Annotated in this window: 25 protein-coding genes; 9 read left to right on the top strand and 16 right to left on the bottom strand. The window is 73.6% G+C overall.

From position 1 onward, the window contains the following. Positions 1-65 precede the first annotated feature (65 nt). Both KDN32_RS17975 and KDN32_RS17980 read right to left on the bottom strand, forming a co-directional pair. The gene (locus KDN32_RS17975) at positions 66-1,313 is read right to left on the bottom strand and encodes an AMP-binding protein (RefSeq protein ID WP_211733617.1); all 1,248 of its coding nucleotides are present in this window, start codon (positions 1,311-1,313) and stop codon (positions 66-68) included. A 177-nt stretch (positions 1,314-1,490) separates the two neighbouring features. Continuing rightward, entirely contained in the window at positions 1,491-2,660 is a 1,170-nt protein-coding gene (locus tag KDN32_RS17980; RefSeq protein WP_249217386.1) for an AMP-binding protein, read from the bottom strand. Between the two features lie 129 nt (positions 2,661-2,789). On the opposite strand from KDN32_RS17980, the gene KDN32_RS17985 reads away from it, so the two are divergent. Then, complete coding sequence (locus KDN32_RS17985; RefSeq protein WP_211733619.1) at positions 2,790-4,031, top strand: isochorismate synthase; 1,242 nt, start codon at positions 2,790-2,792, stop codon at positions 4,029-4,031. Positions 4,032-4,046: 15 nt separating this feature from the next. Here KDN32_RS17985 and KDN32_RS17990 read toward each other — a convergent pair whose 3' ends face one another. Beyond that, a complete protein-coding gene (locus KDN32_RS17990) occupies positions 4,047-4,691 on the bottom strand; it encodes an MBL fold metallo-hydrolase (RefSeq protein WP_211733620.1) in 645 nt (214 codons plus the stop codon). 185 nt (positions 4,692-4,876) lie between these two features. Between KDN32_RS17990 and KDN32_RS17995 the strand changes: the two genes are divergently transcribed. Then, complete coding sequence (locus KDN32_RS17995; protein WP_211733621.1) at positions 4,877-6,085, top strand: glycoside hydrolase family 16 protein; 1,209 nt, start codon at positions 4,877-4,879, stop codon at positions 6,083-6,085. 48 nt (positions 6,086-6,133) lie between these two features. On the opposite strand, the gene menD is transcribed toward KDN32_RS17995, so the two are convergent. Genes menD through KDN32_RS18010 form a run of 3 tightly spaced genes read right to left on the bottom strand, consistent with a single transcriptional unit; the run spans position 6,134 to position 9,719 of the window. Then, positions 6,134-7,768, bottom strand: a complete 1,635-nt coding sequence (gene menD, locus KDN32_RS18000; RefSeq protein ID WP_211733622.1) for a 2-succinyl-5-enolpyruvyl-6-hydroxy-3-cyclohexene-1-carboxylic-acid synthase — start codon at positions 7,766-7,768, stop codon at positions 6,134-6,136. Beyond that, entirely contained in the window at positions 7,765-8,706 is a 942-nt protein-coding gene (locus KDN32_RS18005; RefSeq protein ID WP_307854199.1) for an o-succinylbenzoate synthase, read from the bottom strand. Before KDN32_RS18005 ends, menD begins: the two co-directional genes overlap by 4 nt. Further along, the gene (locus KDN32_RS18010; protein ID WP_307854200.1) at positions 8,703-9,719 is read right to left on the bottom strand and encodes an AMP-binding protein; all 1,017 of its coding nucleotides are present in this window, start codon (positions 9,717-9,719) and stop codon (positions 8,703-8,705) included. Before KDN32_RS18010 ends, KDN32_RS18005 begins: the two co-directional genes overlap by 4 nt. 33 nt (positions 9,720-9,752) lie before the next feature. Here KDN32_RS18010 and KDN32_RS18015 point away from each other — a divergent pair, with 33 nt between their 5' ends. The 5 genes from KDN32_RS18015 to KDN32_RS18035 all read left to right on the top strand — a co-directional run bounded on the left by KDN32_RS18015 (position 9,753) and on the right by KDN32_RS18035 (position 14,128). Then, on the top strand, positions 9,753-10,043 hold the full coding sequence (locus KDN32_RS18015) for a DUF1330 domain-containing protein (RefSeq protein ID WP_211733623.1): 291 nt from the start codon (positions 9,753-9,755) through the stop codon (positions 10,041-10,043). Between the two features lie 2 nt (positions 10,044-10,045). Then, the gene (locus KDN32_RS18020; protein WP_211733624.1) at positions 10,046-10,387 is read left to right on the top strand and encodes a DUF1801 domain-containing protein; all 342 of its coding nucleotides are present in this window, start codon (positions 10,046-10,048) and stop codon (positions 10,385-10,387) included. Between the two features lie 228 nt (positions 10,388-10,615). Continuing rightward, positions 10,616-11,971, top strand: a complete 1,356-nt coding sequence (locus tag KDN32_RS18025; protein ID WP_211733625.1) for an MFS transporter — start codon at positions 10,616-10,618, stop codon at positions 11,969-11,971. Beyond that, on the top strand, positions 11,955-12,827 hold the full coding sequence (locus KDN32_RS18030; protein WP_211733626.1) for a 1,4-dihydroxy-2-naphthoate polyprenyltransferase: 873 nt from the start codon (positions 11,955-11,957) through the stop codon (positions 12,825-12,827). The genes KDN32_RS18025 and KDN32_RS18030 overlap by 17 nt, the downstream gene beginning before the upstream one ends. Positions 12,828-12,871: 44 nt before the next feature. After that, a complete protein-coding gene (locus tag KDN32_RS18035; RefSeq protein WP_211733627.1) occupies positions 12,872-14,128 on the top strand; it encodes a GNAT family N-acetyltransferase in 1,257 nt (418 codons plus the stop codon). Positions 14,129-14,149: 21 nt separating this feature from the next. On the opposite strand, the gene KDN32_RS18040 is transcribed toward KDN32_RS18035, so the two are convergent. Then, positions 14,150-14,413 (bottom strand): DUF4229 domain-containing protein, encoded by a 264-nt coding sequence (locus KDN32_RS18040; RefSeq protein WP_211733628.1) that lies wholly within the window; start codon positions 14,411-14,413, stop codon positions 14,150-14,152. Positions 14,414-14,449: 36 nt separating this feature from the next. On the opposite strand from KDN32_RS18040, the gene KDN32_RS18045 reads away from it, so the two are divergent. Next, positions 14,450-14,632, top strand: a complete 183-nt coding sequence (locus KDN32_RS18045; protein ID WP_211733629.1) for a hypothetical protein — start codon at positions 14,450-14,452, stop codon at positions 14,630-14,632. Here the strand turns inward: KDN32_RS18045 and ccsB are convergent. Genes ccsB through hemL form a run of 6 tightly spaced genes read right to left on the bottom strand, consistent with a single transcriptional unit; the run spans position 14,588 to position 20,571 of the window. Continuing rightward, positions 14,588-15,619: a c-type cytochrome biogenesis protein CcsB gene (ccsB, locus tag KDN32_RS18050; RefSeq protein ID WP_211733630.1), complete on the bottom strand. Its 1,032-nt coding sequence runs from the start codon at positions 15,617-15,619 to the stop codon at positions 14,588-14,590. The two genes, KDN32_RS18045 and ccsB, sit on opposite strands and share 45 nt — an antisense overlap. Beyond that, positions 15,616-17,262, bottom strand: a complete 1,647-nt coding sequence (gene resB, locus KDN32_RS18055; RefSeq protein ID WP_307854201.1) for a cytochrome c biogenesis protein ResB — start codon at positions 17,260-17,262, stop codon at positions 15,616-15,618. The genes ccsB and resB overlap by 4 nt, the downstream gene beginning before the upstream one ends. Continuing rightward, positions 17,259-18,002: a cytochrome c biogenesis CcdA family protein gene (locus KDN32_RS18060; RefSeq protein ID WP_211733631.1), complete on the bottom strand. Its 744-nt coding sequence runs from the start codon at positions 18,000-18,002 to the stop codon at positions 17,259-17,261. Before KDN32_RS18060 ends, resB begins: the two co-directional genes overlap by 4 nt. After that, the gene (locus KDN32_RS18065; protein ID WP_211733632.1) at positions 17,995-18,558 is read right to left on the bottom strand and encodes a TlpA family protein disulfide reductase; all 564 of its coding nucleotides are present in this window, start codon (positions 18,556-18,558) and stop codon (positions 17,995-17,997) included. The genes KDN32_RS18060 and KDN32_RS18065 overlap by 8 nt, the downstream gene beginning before the upstream one ends. Before the next feature lie 5 nt (positions 18,559-18,563). Further along, positions 18,564-19,241 carry a histidine phosphatase family protein gene (locus KDN32_RS18070; RefSeq protein WP_211733633.1) on the bottom strand — a complete coding sequence of 226 codons (678 nt, stop codon included), beginning with the start codon at positions 19,239-19,241 and terminating at the stop codon, positions 18,564-18,566. A 1-nt stretch (position 19,242) separates the two neighbouring features. Then, entirely contained in the window at positions 19,243-20,571 is a 1,329-nt protein-coding gene (hemL, locus tag KDN32_RS18075; RefSeq protein ID WP_211733634.1) for a glutamate-1-semialdehyde 2,1-aminomutase, read from the bottom strand. Positions 20,572-20,768: 197 nt separating this feature from the next. Between hemL and KDN32_RS23025 the strand changes: the two genes are divergently transcribed. Then, positions 20,769-21,950 carry a lytic murein transglycosylase gene (locus KDN32_RS23025; RefSeq protein ID WP_307854203.1) on the top strand — a complete coding sequence of 394 codons (1,182 nt, stop codon included), beginning with the start codon at positions 20,769-20,771 and terminating at the stop codon, positions 21,948-21,950. Between the two features lie 186 nt (positions 21,951-22,136). Here KDN32_RS23025 and KDN32_RS22615 read toward each other — a convergent pair whose 3' ends face one another. The 3 genes from KDN32_RS22615 to hemB all read right to left on the bottom strand — a co-directional run bounded on the left by KDN32_RS22615 (position 22,137) and on the right by hemB (position 23,844). After that, positions 22,137-22,274 carry a hypothetical protein gene (locus tag KDN32_RS22615; protein WP_249217256.1) on the bottom strand — a complete coding sequence of 46 codons (138 nt, stop codon included), beginning with the start codon at positions 22,272-22,274 and terminating at the stop codon, positions 22,137-22,139. Between the two features lie 10 nt (positions 22,275-22,284). Next, the gene (locus KDN32_RS22620; protein ID WP_307854205.1) at positions 22,285-22,455 is read right to left on the bottom strand and encodes a GIY-YIG nuclease family protein; all 171 of its coding nucleotides are present in this window, start codon (positions 22,453-22,455) and stop codon (positions 22,285-22,287) included. 384 nt (positions 22,456-22,839) lie between these two features. Next, positions 22,840-23,844, bottom strand: coding sequence for a porphobilinogen synthase (gene hemB / locus KDN32_RS18090; protein WP_211733636.1), 1,005 nt, complete (start codon positions 23,842-23,844; stop codon positions 22,840-22,842). Positions 23,845-24,045: the final 201 nt, after the last annotated feature.

A 24,045-nucleotide genomic window follows, 5' to 3' on the forward strand; every position in this document is an offset into this window, starting at 1 on the left:
GGCCGGCGGGGAGCTCTGGAGTGCGGCACCGCGGCGCCTGCTGCGCAGGCGGTGGCGCACGGGGGTCACTGCTCGGCCTCGCGGGCGCGCGCGAGGAGCAGCTTGTCGAGGAACGACTCGCCGCCGAAGAGCGGCAGCGAGGGGAGCACGAACGCCGACTCGTCGGGCGCGACGGGCGCGGGCGCCCGGTCGACGGCGAGCTGGAAGTCCGCGCCGGGGTCGTGGCGCGAGCGGCGCGGCAGGTCCGCCGCGTCGCCCCGCAGGACCGGGGGCGGCACCGGCAGGTCGGCCGGCGCGAGACGGACCGCGCCGACCTCGAGGACGTCGACGCCGGTCGCCGCGAGCGCCGCGCGGTCGGCCGCGTCGAGCGACTCGACCACGACGAGCCGCAGCCGGTCGCCGAGCGGGGAGGCCTCGGGCTCCGGCGCCGGCCGTCGGCGCGACACGCGGCGCGGTCGCGGGGCGGGCCCGGGGTCCAGCGCGGCGACCACTGCGCGCACGGCGTCCCCCGACAGGACGAGGACGCTCGGGGACACCCGCGCCAGCACGGCGAGCAGGTCGCTGCCGGCCGGGAGCTCGGCGAGGGCCGCACCGCCCGCCAGGTGGGCGTCGCGGACGAGGTGGGACAGGGGGTCCGCCGGGCCGCAGGCGAGCAGCACCACGTCGTCGGGAGCCACGACTCCCTCGGGGAGGGTGGTCTCGGCGGGCACCCGCCCGGTCGGGCGTCCTCGTCCGAGCAGCCGCGGCACGGCACCCTCGGGGTCGACGGCGCGGTCGACGCGCGTGACGGCGTCGGGGTCCATGGTCAGGCGCTGGGCGCCGAGCTCGAGCAACCGGTCCCACCCGCGTCCGCCGTCGAGCGCGAAGAGCTCCGCGGACGGGAACGACAGGTCGGGCAGCCGCTGCAGGTCGCGAGGCTCCTCGACGACCACCAGACGTACGTCGACGCCGGAGAGCTCGCGCAGCAGGTCGTCGGGGCCGGCGTGCGGGTCGACGTGCACCACCACCGCGCCGATCGCCCGCAGCGCGAGGTCGAGCTCGGGGCACGCGTGACCCGGCGGGACCAGCGACACGACCACCTGGTCGACCCGGAGGCCGCTGCGGACCAGCCCGGCGGCGGCGAGCTCGACGGCCCGCGCGGTCTCGGACCACGGGCGGATGACGACCTCGTCGTCGCGGACCAGCAGGTGGGCGGCCCGGTCGCCGCGCAGCAGGGCGTGGTCGGACAGGACCGTCCAGCGGGGCGACTGCGCCGCCGACGAGCGGTCCCCGCCCGGCAGGGCGGCGGCACGCGAGACCGGTACGTACGCCATGTCGTCCTCCCCCCCCTGGACGTCGACCGGACTGGTCGACCTGTCAGGAATTTTCCGACGTCGCTCCGGTCGGCGAGACGGGTTTTACCTTCGCGTGCACGCCGTGTGGGCTCCTGTGGCGCGTGCCGTCCGAGGGCTGGACAAGCCCGGACAAGCCTGGGACAGCGAGCCGGCCGATCAGGTGGTGAGCGAGAACGCCGAGTCGAGCTCGGCACCGCCGCGGCCGCGACGCGGCAGCGAGGTCGCAGCCGGCACGTCGACGACCGTGGGCGCCGGGACGGCGACCGCGGCGTGCTCGGCGTGCAGGTCCAGCCGCACGGCCGGGTGGTGGGCGACGCGACCGATCCGGAAGCCGAAGGTCGTCGCGAGCGCGCTGACCGTGCGGTTGACCCGGGCGTCGAGGGCGAGCACGCGCAGCCGCCCGCCCCACCACGGCGCCAGGGCGAGGACGTCCTCGGCCAGCTTGCGGGTGCGGGACCCGAGCTTCGCCCCGGCGACCTGCGCCGAGGTGGCCTCCAGGACGTCGCGCGGCGTCTCGTGCCACGGGGACCCGTCGACGGTGCCGGCCTCGAGCAGGTCCTCCAGGACGCGCGCGGCGGTGTGGTCGAGCAGGAGATGGGTCGGCTGGACGTGGGCCAGCGCGGCCTCGAGCCGGTCCGGGGCCTCGACCCAGGCCAGGAGGCACCCGGCGGTGAGGTGGGCGTCGCGGACGACGGTGGTGAAGCGGTCGGTCGCCTCGCCGGTCAGCAGCACGACGTCGTCGGGGCGCAGGTCGGCCAGCAGGCCGGAGGACTCGGGTCGGAAGAGCCAGGCCTGGCTCTTCTCGCGCGGCAGCCCCAGCACCGCGCCGGACGGCGCGTCGGAGCGGGCGCGGTCGACCCAGGCGAGCAGGTCGGGCTGGCGCTTGCGACGGTCGAGCCCCATCGCCCGCAGCCGCTCCCACGACCGGTCGTCGCACTCGAACAGCTGGGCGTCGAGCAGGGCCGCGTGCCGCAGCAGCGCCAGCCGGCTCTCGTGGTCGACGACGACGAGCCGCACCTCGATCTCGTCGAGGAGCCGACCGACCTCCGCCGGGTCCATGTGCTCGGGCAGCAGGACCGGCACCGCACCCGCGACCCGGACCGCGAGCTCGAGCTCGACCAGGCGTGCCCCCGTCGGCACGCGCAGCACCACGACCTGGCCGGGGTTGACCCCGGCCTCGATCATGCCGGCGGCGCCGTCGATCACGCGCCGGTAGAGCTCGTTCCAGGTCAGGCGGGACCAGCCGTCCCCGGCCGGCTCGACGAGCGCGACCTCGAGGGCGCGCTCACGCGCGTGGCGCTCCAGCCGCACGAGCGGCGAATGCATGACAGGCACGTGCGCCTCCCGGCTCTCTCGACTACCCCCGCGCAACCTAGGTGACGCGGCCGCCTCCTGTTCGCCGATTGGCCGATCTCCCGTCACCGGGTTGCGGGGGCGGGCGTAGGCTTCCCGGTCGTGACGACCCCTGCGTCCGCCTCCACCGCACCCCTCGTGGTGCGCACCGTCCCGGTGGACCTGGCGGATCTCCCGCTCCTGGACCTCCTGCCCGAGCAGCAGCCGGTCAGCTGGCTGCGCCGCGGCGAGGGCCTCGTGGGATGGGGCGTCGCGGCCCGCCTCGAGACCTCCGGCCCCACCCGCTTCAGCGACGCCGTGAAGTGGTGGTCGGAGACCGTCGGCCGCGCGCAGGTCGACGACCGCGTGAACGAGCCCGGCACCGGACCGGTCTGCTTCGGCGCGTTCGCGTTCGCCGACGACCCCGGCGACTCCGTGCTCGTCATCCCCGAGGTCGTCGTCGGGCGACGCGGCGACCGCACCTGGCTCACGACCGTCTCGGTCCCGACCCCGGACCTCGCGCCGGCCTCCGCGCCGCGACCGCCCGCCGGGATCACGTTCTCCGACGGTGCGCTCAACGGCGAGGAGTGGATGTCGGTGGTGGCCGAGGCCGTTGCCCGGATCTCCGCCGGCGACCTCGAGAAGGTCGTCCTCGCCCGCGACCTGATCGCGACCACCGACGAGCCCCTCGACGTGCGCTGGCCCCTGCGCCGCCTCGCCGAGGACTACGAGATGTGCTGGACCTTCCACGTCGACGGCCTCTTCGGGGCGACCCCCGAGATGCTGGTGCGGCGCGAGCGCGGCCTGGTGACCTCCCGCGTCCTGGCCGGCACCATCCGGCGCACGGGCGACGACGAGCGCGACCTCGCCCTGGCCGCCACCCTCGCCCGGTCCTCCAAGGACCTCGAGGAGCACGAGTACGCCGTCCGGTCGGTCGCCGACGCCCTCGAGCCGCACTGCTCGTCGATGAACGTCCCCGAAGCGCCCTTCGTGCTGCACCTGCCCAACGTCATGCACCTCGCCACCGACGTGAACGGCGTGGTCCACGACGTCGCGACGTCGCTCCAGCTCGCCGAGTCGCTGCACCCCTCGGCGGCCGTCGGCGGCACGCCGACCCCGGCGGCGACCGCGCTGATCGCCGAGATCGAGGGCATGCCGCGCGACCGCTACGCCGGCCCGGTCGGCTGGATGGACGCCTCCGGCGACGGCGAGTGGGGCATCGCGCTTCGCTCGGCGATGCTCGTCGAGGGCGGCGTACGCCTGTTCGCCGGCTGCGGCATCGTCGCGAGCTCCGACCCGGAGGCCGAGCTGGCCGAGTCCCAGGCCAAGTTCGTCCCGGTGCGCGACGCCCTCGAGGCGGGCTGAGCCGCTCCAGGTCCGCTACAGGTCCTGACCGGGCTCCCGGCGCTCGAAGGCGAGCCCGTCGGGCAGCAGGTTGGCCATGTGCGTGGCCACCATGTCCAGCCCGACGTCGCTGTAGACCCGGTCGTGGATCCCGAGCGCGACCGGTGCACCCACCTCGCGGACGAAGTCGACCGCCTCCGACACCTTCAGCCACGGCGCGCTGACCGGCGCCAGCAGCACGTCGACCGGTCGCGGGGGCGGCGTCAGCGCGTCGCCGGGGTGGTAGACGCTCCGGCCGTCGGACCCACCGGCCTCGACGAGGTAGCCGGAGTTGTCGAAGCGGTCGTAGTCGGGGTGGATCACCGCGTGCTTCTCCCCCACCACCTCGACGGCGAGGCCGGCGACGTCGAGGCGGTCGCCGGGGCGTACGACCGTGACCCGCGCGGCGACCTCGGGCGCCTCCTCGCGCAGCCGCCGCTCGACCGCGGCGATCGTCCAGACCGGCGCCTCGCTGCCGCGCAGGTGGTCGGGGTGGACGTGGTCGGCGTGCTCGTGGGTGATCAGGACCGCGTCGGCGCCCACCAGCACGTCCGCGCCGGTGAACACGCCCGGGTCCACCACCAGCACGGTCCCGTCGTGCTCGAGCCGGACGCAGGCGTGGCCGTGCTTGGTGATCCGCATGCGGCCAGCGTAGGACGGCGGGGCAGCCGGCGCACCGGGCGCGACGTCCCGCCTGTCACTCCCGTCACACGCGCGGGTTGGTCCGAAGAATGCGTGGGATTGCACGGCCCCGGTTAGGGTGGTGCCGCCTCCGACGGGTGGAGTGCCCGGGGGAGTTATCGCACCCGACTCGAAAGAGAGTTCACATGTCTGCACGCCGCGTGCTCGCAGGCAGCGTCGCCGCGCTGCTCCTGCCCGCGTCCCTGCTCATGGGTTCCGGGGCCGTCCAGGCCACGGGCTCCACCGGATCCGCGGACGCCCCCGCGTCGACGTCGGTGTTCAAGAAGGCCGGCCAGAAGGTCTCGCTGGAGGTGCTCCCCCAGATCGTCCAGCAGGGCCGGGGCGCCGCGAGCGCCGACAAGGCCAAGGCTGCCGTCACCGCGACGATCAAGCCCAAGAAGGTCGGCCGTCCGGTCGTCCTCGAGCAGCTCCAGGGCTCGAAGTGGAAGAAGGTCGGCAAGGCCAAGCAGGACAAGGCCGGCCGCGCCAACTTCTCCGCCGTCGTGTCGAAGGGCGGCCAGGCCGTCACCTACCGCGCGACCGCGATGAAGTTCAAGGGCCTCAAGAAGGTCACCAGCAAGCCCGCCGACACCGCGCAGTGGCTGACCCCGACCTTCAGCGACGAGTTCTCCGGCTCGACCCTGTCCTCCTACTGGGGCATGCGCGGCCAGGACTACGAGCCGATGAGCAAGCGCAAGTGCTCCAAGGGTGACCCGAAGGCCGTCAAGGTCGGCGGCGGCGCCCTGCGCCTGAGCGTCATCAAGGACAAGTCCGCCAAGGGCAAGTGCACCGCGGTCTCGCGCAAGCAGAAGAAGAAGATCGCCTACCGCCTCAACGGCCACGTCGGCACCAGCGGCACCTTCGACTTCAAGTACGGCGTCGCCGCCGCCCGCATCAAGATGCAGAAGGAGCAGGGCCAGCACGCCAGCTTCTGGATGCAGCCGGTCGGCGAGAACCAGCCGGGCAGCGACGGCCACGAGATCGACATCATCGAGTACTTCGGTGACAAGCACCCGCAGGGTGGCCTGACGAGCTTCATCCACTGGTACAAGGGCAAGCGCCTGATCAAGACCGGCTCGTGGATCAAGGACTCGAAGTCGTTCCTGAAGAACAAGAAGGACGGCTGGTCGAAGAACTACCACGTCTTCTCGGTCCAGTGGACCCCGAAGACGATCATCATGCGCATCGACGGCAAGGAGACCTGGCGCACGTCGGCCCGCGTCTCGAAGGCCCAGCAGTACCTCATCCTGAGCCTGCTCGCCTCCGACTACGAGGCCCTCGACATGCCGGACAAGAAGCTCCCGCAGCACATGTACGTCGACTGGGTCCGCGTCTGGGAGACCCCGCAGTCCTGATCGGCTGACGACGCACCCGCTCCACACGGTCCGCGCGCTGGACCTTCCTCAGGGAAGGACCAGCGCGCGGATCTTTTCGTCCAGCTCACGCCGGTTGTCGCGGCGCACCCGCACCTCGACGACCTCGATGCCGCCGTTGGGCGAGGCCAGCGCCTGCTCGAGGCCGGGCAGGCTGTCGACGCGGAGGTGGGGCACGCGCGCGGCTGCGCACAGACTCGCGAGGTCTGCCCCGTGCGGGGTGCCGAACAGCGTCTCGAACCGGTCGGCGTGGGCCGGGGCGCCCTGCTCGAGGGTGGCGAAGATCGACCCGCCGTCGTCGTTGACGACCACGATGGTCAGGTCGGGCCGCTCCTCGGCAGGTCCGAGGAACAGCCCGGTCGTGTCGTGCAGGAAGGTCACGTCCCCCATGAGGGCCAGCGCGCGCGAGGACCGCGGGCGGCCGATCGCGGCGCCGATCGCGGTGCTCGTGGTCCCGTCGATGCCGGCCAGGCCGCGGTTCGCGATCACCTTGCGACGTCCGCCCACCTCGTAGCGGGCGACCATCAGGTCGAGGTCGCGCACCGGGTTGGACGCACCGACGACCAGCAGGCCGCCCGGCGGCAGCGCGCGGCTGACCGCGCCCGCGACCTCCTGCGGCGTGAGGTCGGGCTCGCCCGCGAGCAGCTGGTCGAGGGCGCGGGAGGTGGCGCGGTCGGCCTCGCGCCAGGCCTCCCCCCACGCCGGGTCGTCCGGGGCGTCCACGCGCAACCCGTCGTGCTCGCTGGCCACGGCGTACGGGCGCTCGGGCCACATCCCACGGGGGCGCACCGAGACCACCTCGACGTCCTCGCGCGCGAGCAGCCGGGACACCGGCCGGGAGAGCGTGGGGTGGCCGTGGACGACGACCCGTTCGACCTGCGCACCCAGCGGACCGGCGAGCAGCAGGCGGTAGGTGCGCACGACGCTGTCGCCGGTGCGGCAGCCGCTCGACGGCTCGGCGAGCAACGGCCAGCCGGCGGCCTCCGCGAGCTGGCGGGCGGGTGGGCCGGCGTCGTCGCCGGCCACGACGACCGTGCGCGGGCCGGTCGCGAGGACGTCGACCCGCACCGGCCGGTGGACCGCGGGGGCCGCCCACGGCGGCACTTCCCCGACGTCCCAGCCCTCGTCGTCGGGCAGCAGCGGCTCGTCGAGCTGGACGTTGAGGTGCACGGGGCGGCGGTGGTCGTGGCCGCGGAGGAAGGCGAGCAGCCCGTCGAGGTCGGCTCCCTCCGCACCGGCGGCGACGTCGAGGGTCGGCGCGAACGTGCCGAAGATCCCGACCTGGTCGGTGGTCTGGTTGGCGCCGGTGCCGCGCAGCCGGGCGGGCCGGTCCGCGGTCACGACGACGAGCGGGACGCCGGCGTGGGCGGCCTCCATCACCGCCGGGACGAGGTTGGCCACGGCCGTCCCGGACGTGCAGACGACCGCCGCCGCGCGGCCGCTGACCTTGGCGAGGCCGAGCGCCACGAAGCCGCCCGTGCGCTCGTCGATGCGGGTGTGCAGCCGGAGCCCCGGCTCGGCCGGACCCGTCGGACGCCGCGCGTCGTACAGCGCGAACGACAGCGGGGCGTTGCGCGAGCCCGGGGCGACCACGACGTCCCGCACGCCCGCGCCGCGCAGCGCGGTGACGACGGTCCGCGCGAGCGAGGTCGAGGGGTTGGTCATGGTCGCTCCTCCTCCACGGCGGCGAGCCGCCGCTCCCAGTGCCGCACCCGGTCGGCGTCGGCGCCCAGCCGCGTGAGCGCCGCCGCGTCGACCTCCGGCCGGACGACCGGCAGCATCCCGTCGACCGGCAGGAGCGGGTCGGTGGCGACGTCGTCGGTCAGCAGCTGGACGGTCGCGAGTCCGCACGCGTGGTGCAGCTCGGGCAGCGCGGCCGCGAGCGCGACGCCGGCCGCGATCCCGACGCTGGTCTCGAGCGCGCTCGACACGACCACCGGGAGGCCGATGTCCTCGGCGATCCGCAGGCACGCGCGTACGCCGCCGAGCGGCTGGACCTTGAGCACCGCGACGTCCGCGGCCTCGAGGTCGCGGACCCGGTAGGGGTCCTCGGCGCGCCGGATCGACTCGTCGGCGGCGACCGGCACGTCGACCCGCCGGCGCACGCGGGCGAGGTCCTCGACGCTCGCCACCGGCTGCTCGACGTACTCCAGGCCGCCGGCGGCACGGTCGATCGCGCCGATCGCGCGGACCGCCTCGTCGACGTCCCAGGCCCCGTTGGCGTCGACCCGCACCAGACCGTCGGGCCCGAGCGCGTCGCGGACCGCCTCGACGCGGGCGAGGTCGTCGGCGAGCACCTGCCCGCGCTCGGCGACCTTGACCTTCGCCGTGCGGCAGCCGCCCGCGCGCACGATCGCGTGCGCCCGCTCCGGGTCGGTGGCCGGCACGGTGACGTTGACCGGGACGGCGTCGCGCAGCGGCTCGGGCCAGCCGACGTCGGCCGCCTCGCGGGCGCAGGCGAGCCACGGCCGCGCGACGTGGTCGTCGTACTCCAGGAAGGGCGACCACTCGCCCCAGCCGGCGTCGCCGCGCAGCAGGACGCCCTCGCGGACGGTGATCCCGCGGAAGCGGGTGCGCATCGGGACCGAGAAGACGTACGTCACAGCCCCGCCCGGATCGTCTGGCGGTCGACCTTGCCGTTGGGCAGCAGCGGCAGCGCGTCGACGCGCACGACGGAGCGCGGGGCCCAGGACCGCGGGTGGACCTCGCCGACCCAGTCGCGCAGCGCGACCTCGTCCGCGGAGCCGACGACCACGGCGACGACCCGCTGGCCCCACTCCTCGTCGGGGACCGCGAGCACCTCGGCGTCCTCGACCGCAGGGTGCTGGCGCAGCCGCTCGGCGACGGCCGGCAGCGGGACCTTGACGCCGCCGCTGATCGCGACGTCGTCGACGCGGCCGGTGACCTGGAGCCGCCCGTCGGGGTCGAGCCGGCCCGTGTCGGAGGTGAGGAACCAGCCGTCGACCAGCGCCTCGCGGGTGAGGTCGGCGTCGCCGTCGTAGCCGGCGAAGATCGTGGGTCCGCCGAGCCGCACCCGGCCGGTCGGGTCGAGCGCGAGGGCCACCCCGTCGAGCGGCAGGCCGTCGTAGACGCAGCCGCCGGCGGTCTCGGAGGAGCCGTAGGTCGTCACCACGTGCACGCCCGCGTCCTCCGCGCGGCGGCGCAGGTCGCGGTCGAGCCCGCCGCCACCGACGAGGACGGTGTGCAGGCCGGCCAGCGCCCGCGCCTGGCGCTCGTCGGCGAGCAGGCGGTGGAGCTGGGTCGGGACCAGCGAGGTGAACAGCGGCCCCTCCCCCGCGTCGGCGGCCGCCGAAGCGAGGTCGAGGTCGGTGACGAGCGCCGGGTCGTGGCCCGCGACGAGCGAGCGGACGACGACCTGGACCCCCGCGACGTAGGACGACGGCAGCGCCAGCAGCCACCGGCCGGTCGCGCCGAGCCGGGCGGCGGAGGCGGAGACGCTGGCCAGCACCGCCGAGCGGGGCAGCAGCACCCGCTTGGGTCGGCCCGAGGAGCCGGACGTCTCGATGAGCAGCGGCAGGGGCTCCTCCGCGGCGAGCCAGCCCCGCAGCTGCGACAGCGCGACCGCCGGGTCGTCCGAGGGGCGCAGGGAGCTCACGCGGTCCACGCTAGCGGTCGTAGGCTCGCGCCCATGAGTGCGTACTGGATCTGCGTCTACAAGGCCGTGCACGACCCCGACAAGGTGGCGGCCTACGCCGAGCTCGCCGGCCCGGCGATCCGCGCCGGCGGCGGCAGGTTCCTCGTCCGCGGCACGCCCGCGCGCACCTACGAGCACGGCGAGGACACCCGCACCGTCGTGATCGAGTTCCCGTCGGTGGAGGCCGCCGAGGCCACCCACGACAGCGAGGCCTACCAGGCCGCGCTCGCCGCGCTCGACGGCGGCGCCGACCGCGACCTGCGCATCGCTCCCGGCGCGGAGTGACGGTGGCCGACGACTGGCGCCGCGACACCGTCGACCTGCTGCGCTCGCTCGTCCTCGAGGCCGAGCCCGACGCGGTCGAGGAGGTGAAGTGGCGCAAGGCGTCCAACCCCGACGGCGTGCCCACCTTCTCCCTCGACGGCCTGATCTGCACCCTCGAGACCTACCGGGACAAGGTCAAGGCGACCTTCGCCCGCGGCGCCTCGCTCCCCGACCCCTCCGGCGTCTTCAACGCCAGCCTGGACGCCGGCACCCGCCGCGCGCTCGACGTCCACGAGGGCGACGCGGTGGACCGCGACGCGTTCGTGGAGCTGGTGCGCGCCGCGGTGGCGGCCAACCGCGCCTGACCCGCGCCGCCTCGCTCGGCGCGACGGCGTAGACGCGCAGGCATTGGTGCCCCACGGTTCCGATGCCACGCTCAGGCGCGGGCCCGCTGCCGGACCAATGCCTGCGCGTCTTCGTGTAACGCGCCGACACCTCATGGGTGAGAATCCGCGCGTCCTCCTGTGTGGGGTGACCGGGCCCACCGTTAATCAGGCGACGGGTGTCGGTGCCGCGGGAGACAATGTCCGGCGATGCTCACCGCCCTGAAGAACTACGCCACGCCCCCGTCGACCCTCGCCGGGCGACTGTCGCTCCAGTCGCTCATCTTCGCCTCGGGCGACGGGGCCTTCCTCGCGGGATCGGCGGTGTTCTTCACCCTCGTCGTCGGGCTGACGCTGGGCCAGGTGGGCGTCGGGCTCACGATCGCCGCGATCTCGAGCTTCTTCGTGGCGGTCCCGATGGGCAAGCTGGTCGACCGCTACGGCCCCAAGCGGATGTGGTCGCTGAGCGCGGTGGTGCAGGGGTCGCTCTTCCTCGTGTGGCCGTTCATCGACAGCTTCCCGGAGTACGTCGCGCTGGCCGTCGCGATGGAGATCGCCGGCACCCTCAGCGGCACCGCCCACGGCGCCTACGTCATCGACGTCCTGCCGCCGTCGGAGCGGGTCGAGTCCCGCGCCTACATGTACTCCGCGCTCAACGTCGGCTTCAGCGTGGGCGCCTTCCTCGGCGGCGGCGCCATCGCCTTCGGCACCGACGTGCTGCGGTGGGCGCCACTGCTGAGCGCCGTGCTCTTCCTGGCCAACGCCGGGGCGATCCTGCGCCTGCCCGACGCCACCCACGACGTCCGCAGCAGCGAGCCGCGGGTGAAGCCGGAGGGCATCCCCGCCATCCGCAACCGCTCCTGGATCGCGGTCACCTTCTTCACCGGCGTCATGTGGACCAACCAGGTGCTGCTCCACACGGTCATCCCGGTGTGGCTGGTGACCGAGACCGACGCGCCCAAGGTCCTCGTCGCGGTCCTCTTCGGCACCAACACGGTCATGTGCATCGTGCTGCCGCGCCTCGCGTCGCGCGGCATCCACGACGTCGGCACGGCCCTGCGGGCGATCCGCCTCTCCACGGTCTTCTTCGTGCTGACCTGCCTGGTCACCCTGGCGACCCACGAGACGGTGGGCTGGCTGACCGTCGCGATGTTCTTCCTCGGCCACGTCGTGCTGACCTGGGCCGAGCTGTTCCTCTCCGCCTCGGGCTGGACCCTCGAGGCCGAGCTGATGGACCCGCGCCGCCGCGGCGACTACCAGGGCGTGGCCGAGCTCGGCGGCACCCTCGGGCGGTTCTGGGCGCCGGCGGTCTACGGCTTCCTCGCCATGCAGTGGGGTGCGTTCGGCTGGCTCACGATCGCGGTGATCGTGGTCCTCGCGGCGACCGGCCTGCACGCCTCGGCGCACTCCGGCCGACGCTGGCTCGAGGCGCACGTGCCCGCCGACGTGCTGGCCGACGCCCGCGCCGACGCCCCCGCGCCGGCGGAGGTGGCTCCTGCGGGGCCGCCCACGATGCTGGACCCCGCAGCGCCCCTGCCAGAATCCACCGGTGACCTCATCCGCTGACTGGATCGCCGGCGCCCGGCCGCGCACCCTCCCCGCCGCCGTCGCGCCCGTCCTCGCCGGCACCGGCGTCGCGGCCCACGCCGACGCGGCCGTGTGGTGGAAGGCCGGACTGGCGCTCGTGGTGAGCCTGGCCCTGCAGGTCGGCGTCAACTACGCCAACGACTACTCCGACGGCATCCGCGGCACCGACGCCGACCGGGTCGGCCCGATGCGGCTGGTCGGCTCGGGCGCGGCGACCCCGCGTGCGGTGAAGGCGGCGGCGTTCGCTGCGTTCGGCGTCGCGGCGGTGGCCGGCATGGTCCTCGCGGCCACCACCGCGTGGTGGCTGGTCGCGGTCGGGGCGGTCTGCGTGGTCGCGGCCTGGTACTACACCGGCGGCTCCACGCCCTACGGCTACCTCGGTCTCGGCGAGGTCATGGTCTTCGTGTTCTTCGGGCTGGTCGCGGTGATCGGCACGACCTACGTCCAGACCGAGGCGTGGGAGTGGGCCGCGCTCTACGCCGGCATGGGCATCGGTGCCCTCGCCTGCGCGATCCTGGTCGCCAACAACCTGCGCGACATCCCGACCGACACCGTCGCCGGCAAGCGCACCCTCGCGGTCCGCCTCGGCGACGAGCGCACCCGCTACCTCTACGCCTTCCTGGTCCTGGTGGCCGCAGCGGCGGTCGTGGCGGTCGCCGCTGCGACGACGTGGTGGGCGCTGGTGGGCCTCGGCTTCCTCGTGCGCGCCGCCGCCCCGACTCGTGCGGTCCTGCAGGGCGCGACCGGTCCGGCGCTGATCCCCGTGCTGGGTGGCACCGGGGCCAGCGAGCTGCTGTGGTCGGTGCTCGTGGCGGTGCCCCTCCTGCTGACCTGATAACCCGTGGCCGGTCGCCACGGCCGCTGGCTAGGTTGGCGACCGTGGACTACCAGCACGCGACCCTCGACCTCCTCGACGACTCCGAGGAGGCCGTCGCCCGGCGCCGCGGCTGGATCACCGCGGTGCTGCGCGGGTTCCGCGAGGACAGCCCCGGGGACGACCTGGTCGAGAAGTGGGTGGGCCACTACCGCTCGGACGCGGTCACCGTGCGCGGCGCCTGGCTCCCGGAGGGCGAGTTCGCCGCCGGCCCGATGCCGGTCGCGACCTACGCCAGCCTCGACAAGACCCTCAACGCCGGCCGCGAGCTGGTCCCGCTGCGGATGATCACCGACGTCACCACCAGCGCCAGCCACCGTCGCCGCGGGCTGCTGCGCCGGATGATCGAGGACGACCTCGCCGACGCGGTCGCCCACGACGTACCGATCGCGGCGCTGACCGCGTCGGAGGCCACGATCTACGGCCGCTGGGGCTTCGGCCCGTCGACCTTCAACACGGTCGTCGAGCTCGACACCTCCCCCGGCTTCTCGCTGCGCTCGTTCGTCGACCCCGGTCGGGTCGAGCTGCTCGAGCCGGCCGACGCGTGGCCGCACGTCCGGGCCGTCTTCGACACCTTCCACGCCCGCCAGCGCGGGTCGGTGGAGTGGCCGGTGCAGTACGAGGACATCCACAGCGGCACCTTCGACTTCGACGCCGGTGGCCCGAACCGCAAGATCCGCACCGCCCTCCACCTCGCCGCCGACCGCAGCGTCGACGGCTTCGCGGTGTTCAAGCACGGTGAGGACTACTCCCTCGTCGTGCAGGAGATGATCGCGTCGACCCCCGAGGCCCAGCTCGGCCTGTGGGACTTCCTGGCGCAGATGGACCGGATCAGGAAGGTCACCTTCAACATCGCCCACCCCGACGACCCGCTGCGGTGGGCCCTGGCCGACGTCGACCGGCTGAAGACCACCGGTCAGCGGCACTTCCTGTGGCTGCGCCTGCTCGACGTGCCGCGCGCGCTGGCGGCGCGCCCGTGGGCCGCCGACGGCACGGTCGTGCTGGAGGTCGCGGACGCCCAGGGGTGGGCGGCCGGACGCTTCGAGGTCGCGACCCGCGACGGCGTCGCGACCGTGACCCGCACCGAGGCCGCCGCCGACGTCGCGCTCGACGCCGAGACGCTCGGGGCGCTCTACCTGGGCGGCGTGGACGTCCGGACCCTGCACCACGCGGAGCGGCTCGACGGCGCCGACGACGCGGTCGCCCGCTGGGCGGCGATGGCCGACCTCGCCGACCCGCCGTACTGCCTCACCGGCTTCTGAGCCGGAGCCGGACGGGCAGGCTCAGTCCTGGTCCTCGCGGGCCTTGCGCTCCTCGAAGGCCGCGGACGCCTTGGCGGCGCGCGCCTCGACGCGCTCGGCGAACGCCCGACGCTGCCGGTCGAGGATGAAGAACGACCCGATGCCCGAGACGAGGAATCCCAGCACGACGGCCCAGAACAGGTTGTAGGTCCCGCCGGAGAGCAGCGCCATGATTCCCACGACCACGCCGAAGGAGGCGAGGAACAGCACGATCCGCAGGGCGGTGTAGACGGCGAACTCCTTCACGCCCCCAGACTAGGCCGGGCTGGCTACATTGGAGGAATGCTGAAGGTCCTGCTGGTGGTGCTCCTCATCGCCCTGGCGGTGTGGTTCGTGGTGCGCGTCGCGCTCCGCCGTATCGACGGTGGCCCGTCGGCCCCGCCGCCGCGGGTCGTCGGCCCCGACGACGACCCCGACTTCCTACGGGGTCTCGACCGGCGCCGACGCGACCCGGAGGACGACTGAGCGCTCGACCTCCGCGCCATTGGCGTAGGAGTGCTGGCTGCTGGTGCTGAAGAAGTTGATGCCGATGAAGTTGAACCACAGCGTCGCGGCACCGACGAGGGCGAGCAGCGCGGCGTTGCGCCCGCGCCAGCCGGCGGTCGCACGCGCGTGCAGGTAGGCGGCGTAGACCACCCACGTGATGAAGGCCCACACCTCCTTGGGGTCCCAGTTCCAGTAGGACGACCACGCCTGATGGGCCCAGATCGGGCCGGAGATCAGCACGCCGAAGGTCCACACCGGGAAGCCGAACGCGTGCATCCGGTAGGAGATGCGGTCCAGCGCGGCGAGCTCGGGCAGCCGGGCGAGGTAGCCGGTCTCCTTGGTGGAGCGGGCCTTGAGCAGGTAGAGCGCGGAGGTGATCGCGCCGAGGGTGAAGGCACCGGTCGCGATCACGGCGGCGACGACGTGGATCACCAGCCAGTAGGACTCCAGCGCCTCGGTCAGCGGCGCGACCGGCTCGTAGAGCCACAGCACGTCGGCGAGCAGCACGCAGAGCACGAAGCCGACGACGACGGGGCCGAGCCACGAGAGCCGCCAGCGGCGGGTGGTGGCGAGGAAGAGGGCGACCACGACGAACGTGCCGCTGAGGGTGAACTCGTACATGTTGCCCCACGGCACCCGGTTGGGGTCCGCTGCGGCACCGCGTCCGACGAGCGCCACGAGGTGGGCGAGGGCGCCGATGCCGGTGAGCAGGAGCCCGAGGCGCTCGAACAGGTCCGAGCGCTCGGTCGCGCGCACGACGTCCTGGTCGGAGATGACCCCGTCGTCCGGGTCGGAGCCGCGGCTCTCGCCACCTCCGACGCCCGCGGCGACCCGCTCGGCCTCGCGCACGGGCACGTCGCGCAGCGTCGCCCACTGGACGGCGTAGGCGAGGAGCGCCAGGAAGTAGACGACTCCGGCCGCGGCCACGCCCTGGTTGCTGAGGGTCTCCCACTGCAGGTCGGTCACGTTGCCACCTCTCGGTCCTTGTGCTGTTGAAGTGCCGCTACGATCGCGGCGAGCTCGTCGCGGCCGTTCTCCGGGTCACCGCCGGAGGACCGGTCGAGCCGGGCCACCTCCACCAGTGTGCTCCCGTCCTCCCGACGACGCGCACGCACCCACAGCCGCCGCGGGCGCACGAACAGCGACCCGAGCAGGCCGAGCAGCGCCAGGACGACGCCGGTCAGCGCCACCATCTTGCCGGGGGTCCGGCTGATCTGGATCTTGTTCCACCGCTCGAGGCCGTCGAAGGTGACGGACCCGAGGCCGTCCGGCAGCTCGACGGTGTCGCCCGGGCGCAGGTCGAGCCGGAGCGGCTGGCCGTCGTCCTTCATGACCTGCGTGGTCTTCGCCTTGTCGAGCACGTAGACCGACGACCCGGTGCCGTCGTCGAGGCCGACGTCGCCGGTGTAGACGAACAGCGACACCAGCGGGTCGACGGCGTCGCCGAAGACCGAGGCCGGCGGGATGAGCTTGCCGGTGGCGTCGGTCGCGCCGCCGAAGGTCGGGTAGAAGGAGCCCTCGAGGCCGATCTGGGTGGGCTTGGCGTCCGGCGCCTTCACCACGCCGAAGGACTCGAAGGTCTTGGCGTTGGTCGGCAGGAACACGGACGGGCCGGACTGGGCGATGTTGCCGTCGCCGTCGCGGACGGTGATGACGGGGGCGTAGCCGTGGCCGATCAGGAAGACGTCGGTGCCGCCGATGGAGAGCGGGTGGTTCACCTTGAGGTCGTACTCCTGGGTCGGCGCGTCCGCGTCGGTGCGGTAGTCGAGGTGCGAGACGAACTTGCGCGCCATCCCGGCGCGCCGGCTCTCCGGGTCGGTGATCCACTCGACGTCGAAGTCGGTGATCTTGAAGGAGAACGGCTCCATCACCGAGGGGTCGAACAGGCTGCCGGGGGCGAAGTCGTCGTACTGGGTCAGGGTGTTGGAGAAGCCGTAGTCCTTGCCGACCAGCATGATCACGCCGCCCTTGTAGCCGAGCAGGCTGCCGACGGCGACCCCCACGAGCACCACGATCACGGCGAGGTGGAAGAGCAGGTTGCCCGCCTCGCGCAGGTGGCCGCGCTCGGCCGCGACCGAATCCGAGCCCTCGACGAGGTCGACGCGGTAGCGGCGCCGGCGGATCGCCTTCGCGGCGCGGGCCAGGACGACGTCGGGGTCCTCGTCGGTCTCGTACGACGTCGACTCCGGCAGGCGCATGAGGTTGCGCGGGGCCTTCGGCGGCCGCGCGCGGAGGGCGCGGGCGTAGACGAACAGGCGCGGGACGATGCAGCCGACCAGCGAGATCATCAGCAGGATGTAGATCGCGGAGAACCACACCGAGCCGTAGACCGAGAACAGGTCGAGCCGGTCCCAGATCGGCGCGAGCCGCGGGTGGTCGTCGCGCCACTGCGAGACCTTCAGCGAGTCGATGTCCTCCTGCGGGATCACCGAGCCGGGGATGGCGGCCAGCGCGAGCAGGAGCAGCAGCACCAGCGCGGTACGCATCGAGGTGAGCTGGCGCCACGTCCAGCGGGCGAGCTCGCGGACGGTGAGCTCCATCGGCAGGGCGGTGGCCTGCCGCGAGTCGGAGGGCCGCTCGTGGGTGGCGGGGCGCTGGAGGTCGGTCACACCGGCACCGTGAACCCGACGACGTAGGCCTGGAGGGAGTCGGCGATGCGCTGCCACCAGCCGGTGACGAGGAGCAGCCCGATGAGTATCATCATCGCGCCGCCCAGGCGCATGAGCAGCAGCTGGTGGCGGCGCAGGACCGCGAAGGCGCGCATCGAGCGGCGGTAGGCGACCGCCGCGGCGATGAACGGCAGGCCCAGCCCGAGCGCGAACACCCCGGCGAGGAGCGCCCCGCGGCCGGCGGTGGCCTCGTTGACCGAGAGCGCGTTGATGACGCCGAGCGTCGGCCCGACGCAGGGCGTCCAGCCGACGCCGAACAGGAAGCCCAGCAGCGGCGCGGCGGCCAGCCCGACGGCCGGGACCTTGTGGATGCGCCAGTCGCGCTGGAGCACGCCGAAGACGCCGAGGAAGGCGAGCCCGAGCAGGATCGTGATGACGCCGAGGACCACGTTGAGCTGGTCGCGGTGGGTGAAGAGCGCGCCCGCGGCGCCGGTGAGGCTGCCGATGAGCACGAAGACCACGGCGAAGCCCAGCACGAACAGGACCGCACCGGTGACCATCCGGCTGCGCCGCGCGCTGTCGAGCTCGGCGGCCGACAGCCCGGTGGCGTAGGAGAGGTAGCCCGGCAGCAGCGGGATCACGCAGGGACTGAAGAACGAGATCAGGCCCGCCACCAGGGCGACCGGCAGCGCGAGCACGAGCGACCCCGACAGGGCCGTCTGCTGGAACCAGTCACTCATCGAGGACCGCCTCGACGAGGTCGAGCAGCGTCGTCGTGGTCGGCACCCGGCCCTGGACCGAGGCCGCGACCCGCCCGTCGGCGTCGAGGACGACGGTGCTCGGGATCGAGCGGGGCGTCAGCGTCCCGGCGAACGGCAGGATTGCGGACCCGTCCGCGGAGTAGATCGAGGGGTAGGGCACGTCGAAGCCGCGGACGTAGGAGCGGGCGGCCTCGACCGAGGAGTCGCGGATGTTGATGCCGACGAACGAGACCCGGTCGCCGAGCTCGGCGGCGGCCTCGTTGAGGTCGGGCTGCTCGACGCGGCACGGCGGGCACTGCGACCACCAGAGGTTGACCACGACCGGCGTGCCGCGCAGGTCGGCCAGGTCGACCTCGTTGCCCTCGAGGTCGGTGCCGGTGAGCTCGACCGGCTCGTCGCGGTCGCCGATCGCGACCTCCGTGGGCACGCCCTCGCCCGTGATGTAACCCTTGTCCCCCGTGCCGGACAGGCTCGAGCAGCCCGCCAGCGCGAGGAGGCAGGCGAGCGCGACCAGGGGTGCCGCGAGACGGCGCACGAGCGTCAGGGCCGGCCCTCCTGTGCGGCGCCGCCGGCGGAGAACGGGGCGGAGCGGTCGCCGACCGGGATCAGGTCGCCGGCCGGCTCGGAGTAGCGCACCTGCACCATCCGCTCGTCGTCGAAGACGATGCTGGTCAGCGAGCAGAGCGTGCACTGGCGGTTCTTGGGGTGGTGCAGGTAGCTGCGCTTCTCCAGGAAGAGCCGGGTCGTCCAGATCGGCAGCTGGTGCGACACGACCACGGCCTCGTGTCCGATCGCGGCGTCGCGCGCGTCGTGGACCGCCGCCAGCATCCGCCCGGCGATCTCGTCGTAGGGCTCTCCCCACGACGGCTTCATCGGGTTGTACATGTGGCGCAGCAGGCCCGGGTTCTTGAGGAACGTCCGCGCGCCGGCGCCGAAGCTCACGCCCTGGAACTTGCTGCCCGACTCGATGACGCGGGGGTCGACGACCGGCTCGAGCCCGAGCACGGCCGCGAGCGGCGCCCCGGTCTCGCGCGCCCGCTCGAGCGGCGAGGTGCGCATGTGCACGATGTCGCGGTCGCCGATCGAGTCGGCGATGCGCTCGGCCATCCGCCGACCGAGGTCGGAGAGGTGGAAGCCGTCCATCCGGCCGTAGAGCACGCCCCGCGGGTTGTGCACCTCGCCGTGCCGGAGCAGGTGGACGATCGTCTGGGTCCCCACGTCAGCGCCCCCCTGCCGCGGCGGCGGCCGCGGCGGCGGCCGGGAGGGCGTCGAGGACGGTCGTGACCGCCCGCTCGTCGTGGGCCGCGGAGACGAACCACGCCTCGTACGCCGAGGGTGGGAGGTAGACGCCCCCGTCGAGCATCGCGTGGAAGAACGCGGCGTACGCGGAGGTGTCCTGGGTGGACGCCTGGGCGAAGTCGTGCACCGGCTCGCCGCGGAAGAACACCGAGAACATCGTGCCGGCGGTCTGCACCGTGTGCGGGACGGACGCCGCGGTGAGCGCCTCCGAGGCGGCCTCCTTGATCGTCTGCGCGGTCGCGTCGAGGTGGTCGTAGACCTCGGGCGTCGCGAGGCGCAGGGTGGTCAGGCCGGCGGTGGTCGCGACCGGGTTCCCGGACAGCGTGCCGGCCTGGTAGACCCGGCCCTCGGGCGCGAGGTGGGCCATCAGGTCCGCGCGGCCGCCGAACGCCGCGGCGGGGAAGCCGCCGCCCATCACCTTGCCGAAGGTCATCAGGTCGGGCACCCAGCCCTCGACGGCGCCGTCGAGGCCGTAGCCGCCCTGCGCGGTGGCGCGGAAGCCGGTCATCACCTCGTCGCTGATGAACAGCGCGCCGTGGGCCCGGCAGGTCTCGGCGAGGAAGGCGTTGAAGCCCGGCGCGGGCGGGACGACCCCCATGTTGCCCGGCGTGGCCTCGGTGATCAGGCAGGCGATGCGCGGGCCGTGCGCCTCGAACGCGGCGCGCACGGCGTCGCGGTCGTTGTAGGGCAGGACCAGCGTCTCGCCGGCGGAGCTGGCGGGGACGCCGCTCGTGCCGGGCACGGCGAGCGTCGCGACGCCCGACCCGGCCTCGGCGAGCAGCGGGTCGACGTGGCCGTGGTAGCAGCCGGCGAACTTCACCACGAGGTCGCGACCCGTGGCGCCGCGGGCGAGGCGGATCGCGGACATGGTCGCCTCGGTGCCGGAGGAGACGAAGCGGACCCGCTCGACCGGGGTGCGGGCGACGATCTCCTCCGCGAGCTCGACCTCCGGCTCGGTGGGCGTGCCGTACGACGTGCCGCGACCGACCGCGGACACGACCGCGGCCTGCACCTCGGGGTGGGCGTGGCCGAGCAGCATCGGGCCCCACGAGCAGATCAGGTCGACGTACTGCTGCCCGTCGGCGTCGGTCAGCCAGGCGCCCGAGGCCGAGGTGATGAAGCGCGGCGTGCCGCCGACCGCGGTGAAGGCCCGGACGGGTGAGTTGACGCCTCCCGGGGTGACGGCCCGCGCGCGCTCGAAGAGGGCTGCACTGGCCGCGGTCGTGGGACGGGTCGTCGCGGAGGTCACCGGCTCATTGTCGCCCAGCCGGGCAAGGACCACCCATTCGGCACCGGCCCCCGGGTGCCCCGGTGTGGACTGGGCCACACGAGGCACGCGCGTAACCTCCACCTCACCTCCCCGTTGGTGGTGTAACGGAGCCCGGAGGGGGCATCATGGGAGCGGCGTCACACAGGGGGGACCACCACATGTCGACATTCGGCCGAGTGCACCGCGCGACGGCGATCGTCCCGCTCGCGCTGCTGTCCGTCGCGTGGACGGCGAGCCTCTCGGGCGTGGGCGCCGGCACCGCGAGCGCGGACGCCGACGGGTCCGGCACCCTCCCCGACGGCACGGTCGTGCCGAGCGAGGCGGTCGAGGCGCCGGCCAGCGTCGGCGACGCCGTCACCCGCGCCGAGGCCCTCTCCCCCGGCAGCGCCAGCAGCATCCCGCAGGCCGCGCTCGCGGCGTACCAGCGCGCCGAGGCGGTCATCAACGAGGCCGACCGCGGCTGCAAGCTGCCGTGGGAGCTGATCGCCGCGATCGGCCGGGTCGAGAGCGACCACGGGCGCTACGGCGGCAACGCGCTCGACGACCAGGGCGTCGCCCGCCCGGGGATCTACGGCATCGCGCTCAACGGCAAGAACGACACCCAGGACATCGCCGACACCGACGGCGGCCAGTACGACGGCGACGCCCGCCACGACCGCGCGGTCGGCCCGATGCAGTTCATCCCGTCGACCTGGTCGGTGGTCGGGGTCGACGGCGACGGCGACGGCACCCGCAACCCGCAGGACATCGACGACGCCGCGCTCGCCACCGCGGTCTACCTGTGCTCCGGCGACGACGACCTGTCCGCCGAGCAGGGCCAGCGGGCCGCGGTCTACCGCTACAACCACTCCAACGCCTACGTCGACCTCGTGCTGGAGGTCATGCAGGCCTACCTCGACGGCGACTTCGAGGCGGTGCCCGGCTCCGCGCCCACCGGCACCCTCCTCCCGGAGACCCAGGGGCCCCAGGGCGGGAAGGCCGGCGGCAAGGGCGGCAAGGGCGGCAAGGGCGGCTCCACCGGCGGGACCTACGGCGGCACCGGCGGCGGCAAGGGCGGGAAGGGAGGCAAGGGCGGCAAGGGCACCCCCACTCCCACGCCGACCCCGACTCCGACCCCGACCAAGACGCCCACACCCACGCCCACCCCGACGCCGACGAAGACCCCCACGCCGACGCCGACCGCCACGCCCACGCTGCCGATCCCGACCACGCTGCCGCCGCTCCCCACGGTCACCGTCCCGCCGATCACCGAGACGCTGACCTACGCCCAGGCGCAGGCCCAGTGCCTCGCCAGCGGGATCTCCGCCCTCGACCTCCCGGCGCTGAACGCCTGCATCAACAACCTGATGAACCCCTGACCGTCCTCGCTGGTCAGCCCCGCTGGTCGAGGAAGGACGAAGTCCTGTGCTCCCGCTGGTCGAGGAAGGACGAAGTCCTGTCACGAGACCCCTCAGCCCCCGCTGGTCGAGGAGGGACGAAGTCCTGTCACGAGACCCCTCAGCCCCCGCTGGTCGAGGAAGGACGAAGTCCTGTCACGAGACCCCTCAGCCCGGACCGTCCGGCGGGCGGCGGGCCCGTACTGACACCCAGCTCCTGCTCGCCAGTCCGGGGAGCTCGTCGGTCCGCCCCTCGATGAGCGCGATCCGCTTGGCCCTGGACCACCCCTGGATGCGCTTCTCCATCGCGTACGCCTCATCGAACCCGCTCGTACTCCCCGGCCCACACCAGGACGACCGGGCGCCGGCGCCGGGTGTAGGCCGCGCCGAGACCAAGGACGTGCTCGCTCAGCCGACGCTCGAGGTCCCGGGTGCTGCCGACGTAGAAGCTGCCGTCCGCGCAGCGCAGGATGTAGACGTGAGGCACCGCTCCAGCCTCCTCGCGCGTCCGTCCTCACGGCAGTGGCGTGACGACATCTGTGGAGGAACGGGCGCAAGCCGTCGCTCCCCGCTGGTCGAGGAAGGACGAAGTCCTGTGCTCCCGCTGGTCGAGGAAGGACGAAGTCCTGTCACGAGACCCCGCCCGACGCCGTCGTCGGACCACGTCCGAGGGGTCTCGTGACGGTCGCTGCGCGACCTCCTCGACCGACGGGGGGGCTGCGCGACCTCCTCGACCAACGATCGCCGCTCCCCCCGCTGGTCGAGGAAGGACGAAGTCCTGTCACGAAACCCGCCCACCTGATCCGCCGCCCAGCCACGTCCGAGGGGTCTCGTGACGGTCGCTGCGCGACCTCCTCGACCAGCGGGGGGGTCAGGCGCGGAGCAGGCGGGCGGCCTCGGAGGCCCAGTAGGTGAGGATCACGTCGGCGCCGGCGCGGCGGATCGAGGTGAGGGTCTCCAGGATCGCGGCCTCGCGGTCGATCCAGCCGTGGGCGGCGGCGGCCTCGACCATGGAGTACTCACCGGAGATGTTGTAGGCGGCGACCGGGACGTCGACGGCGTCGCGGACCCGGCGGATCACGTCGAGGTAGGCCAGGGCTGGCTTCACCATGACGATGTCGGCGCCCTCCTCGATGTCGAGCAGCACCTCGCGGACGCCCTCGACGGCGTTGGCGGGGTCCTGCTGGTAGGTGCGGCGGTCGCCCTGCAGGGAGGAGTCGACCGCCTCGCGGAAGGGCCCGAAGAACGCGGAGGCGTACTTCGCGGAGTAGGCCAGGATCGAGACGTGGCTGTGGGCGGCGCCGTCGAGCGCCTCGCGGATCACCGCGACCTGGCCGTCCATCATCCCGCTCGGGCCGACCATGTCGACGCCGGCGGCGGCCTGCGCGAGCGCCATCTCGGCGTACGCCACGAGGGTGCGGTCGTTGTCGACCTCGCCGTCGGGGGTCAGCACGCCGCAGTGGCCGTGGTCGGTGAACTCGTCGAGGCACAGGTCCGACATCACGGTCAGCTGGTCGCCGACCTCGGCGACCACGTCGGTGATCGCGAGGTTGAGCACACCGCCGGGGTCGATGGCGCCCGAACCGGTGGCGTCCTTGTGCTCGGGGATGCCGAAGAGCATCACGCCGCCGAGGCCGAGCTCGGCGGCCTCGGTGACGGCGGCCCGGAGCGAGTCGCGCGAGTGCTGCACGACACCGGGCATCGAGGAGATCGGCCGCGGCTCGTCGAGGCCCTCGCGGATGAAGACCGGCAGGACGAGCGAGCTCGGCGCGACGTGGGTCTCGGCGACCATCCTCCGCAGCGCCGGCGTACGACGCAGCCGGCGGGGTCGGACGAGCGGGCCCTGGACGTTGATCTCCTCGGTCACGGCATCCATCCTCTCGCAGCGCTGGTCAGAGCGGTGGCCCACCCACGTTCCGCACGCTCGGACTGTGGGTGCGCCACCGCCGGTCGGCGTGTCACCGGCAACACACCGAACGAGCGGTGGCCCACCCGCATTCGAGACGTACGAAGTGTGGGTGGGCCACCGCTCGTGGGTGGTTGGGCGCCGCGCCAGGCGCGGAGCGCGCGGCTACGC

Origin of the sequence: Nocardioides palaemonis, from assembly GCF_018275325.1 — a bacterium.
Classification (GTDB): Bacteria; Actinomycetota; Actinomycetes; order Propionibacteriales; family Nocardioidaceae; genus Nocardioides; species Nocardioides palaemonis.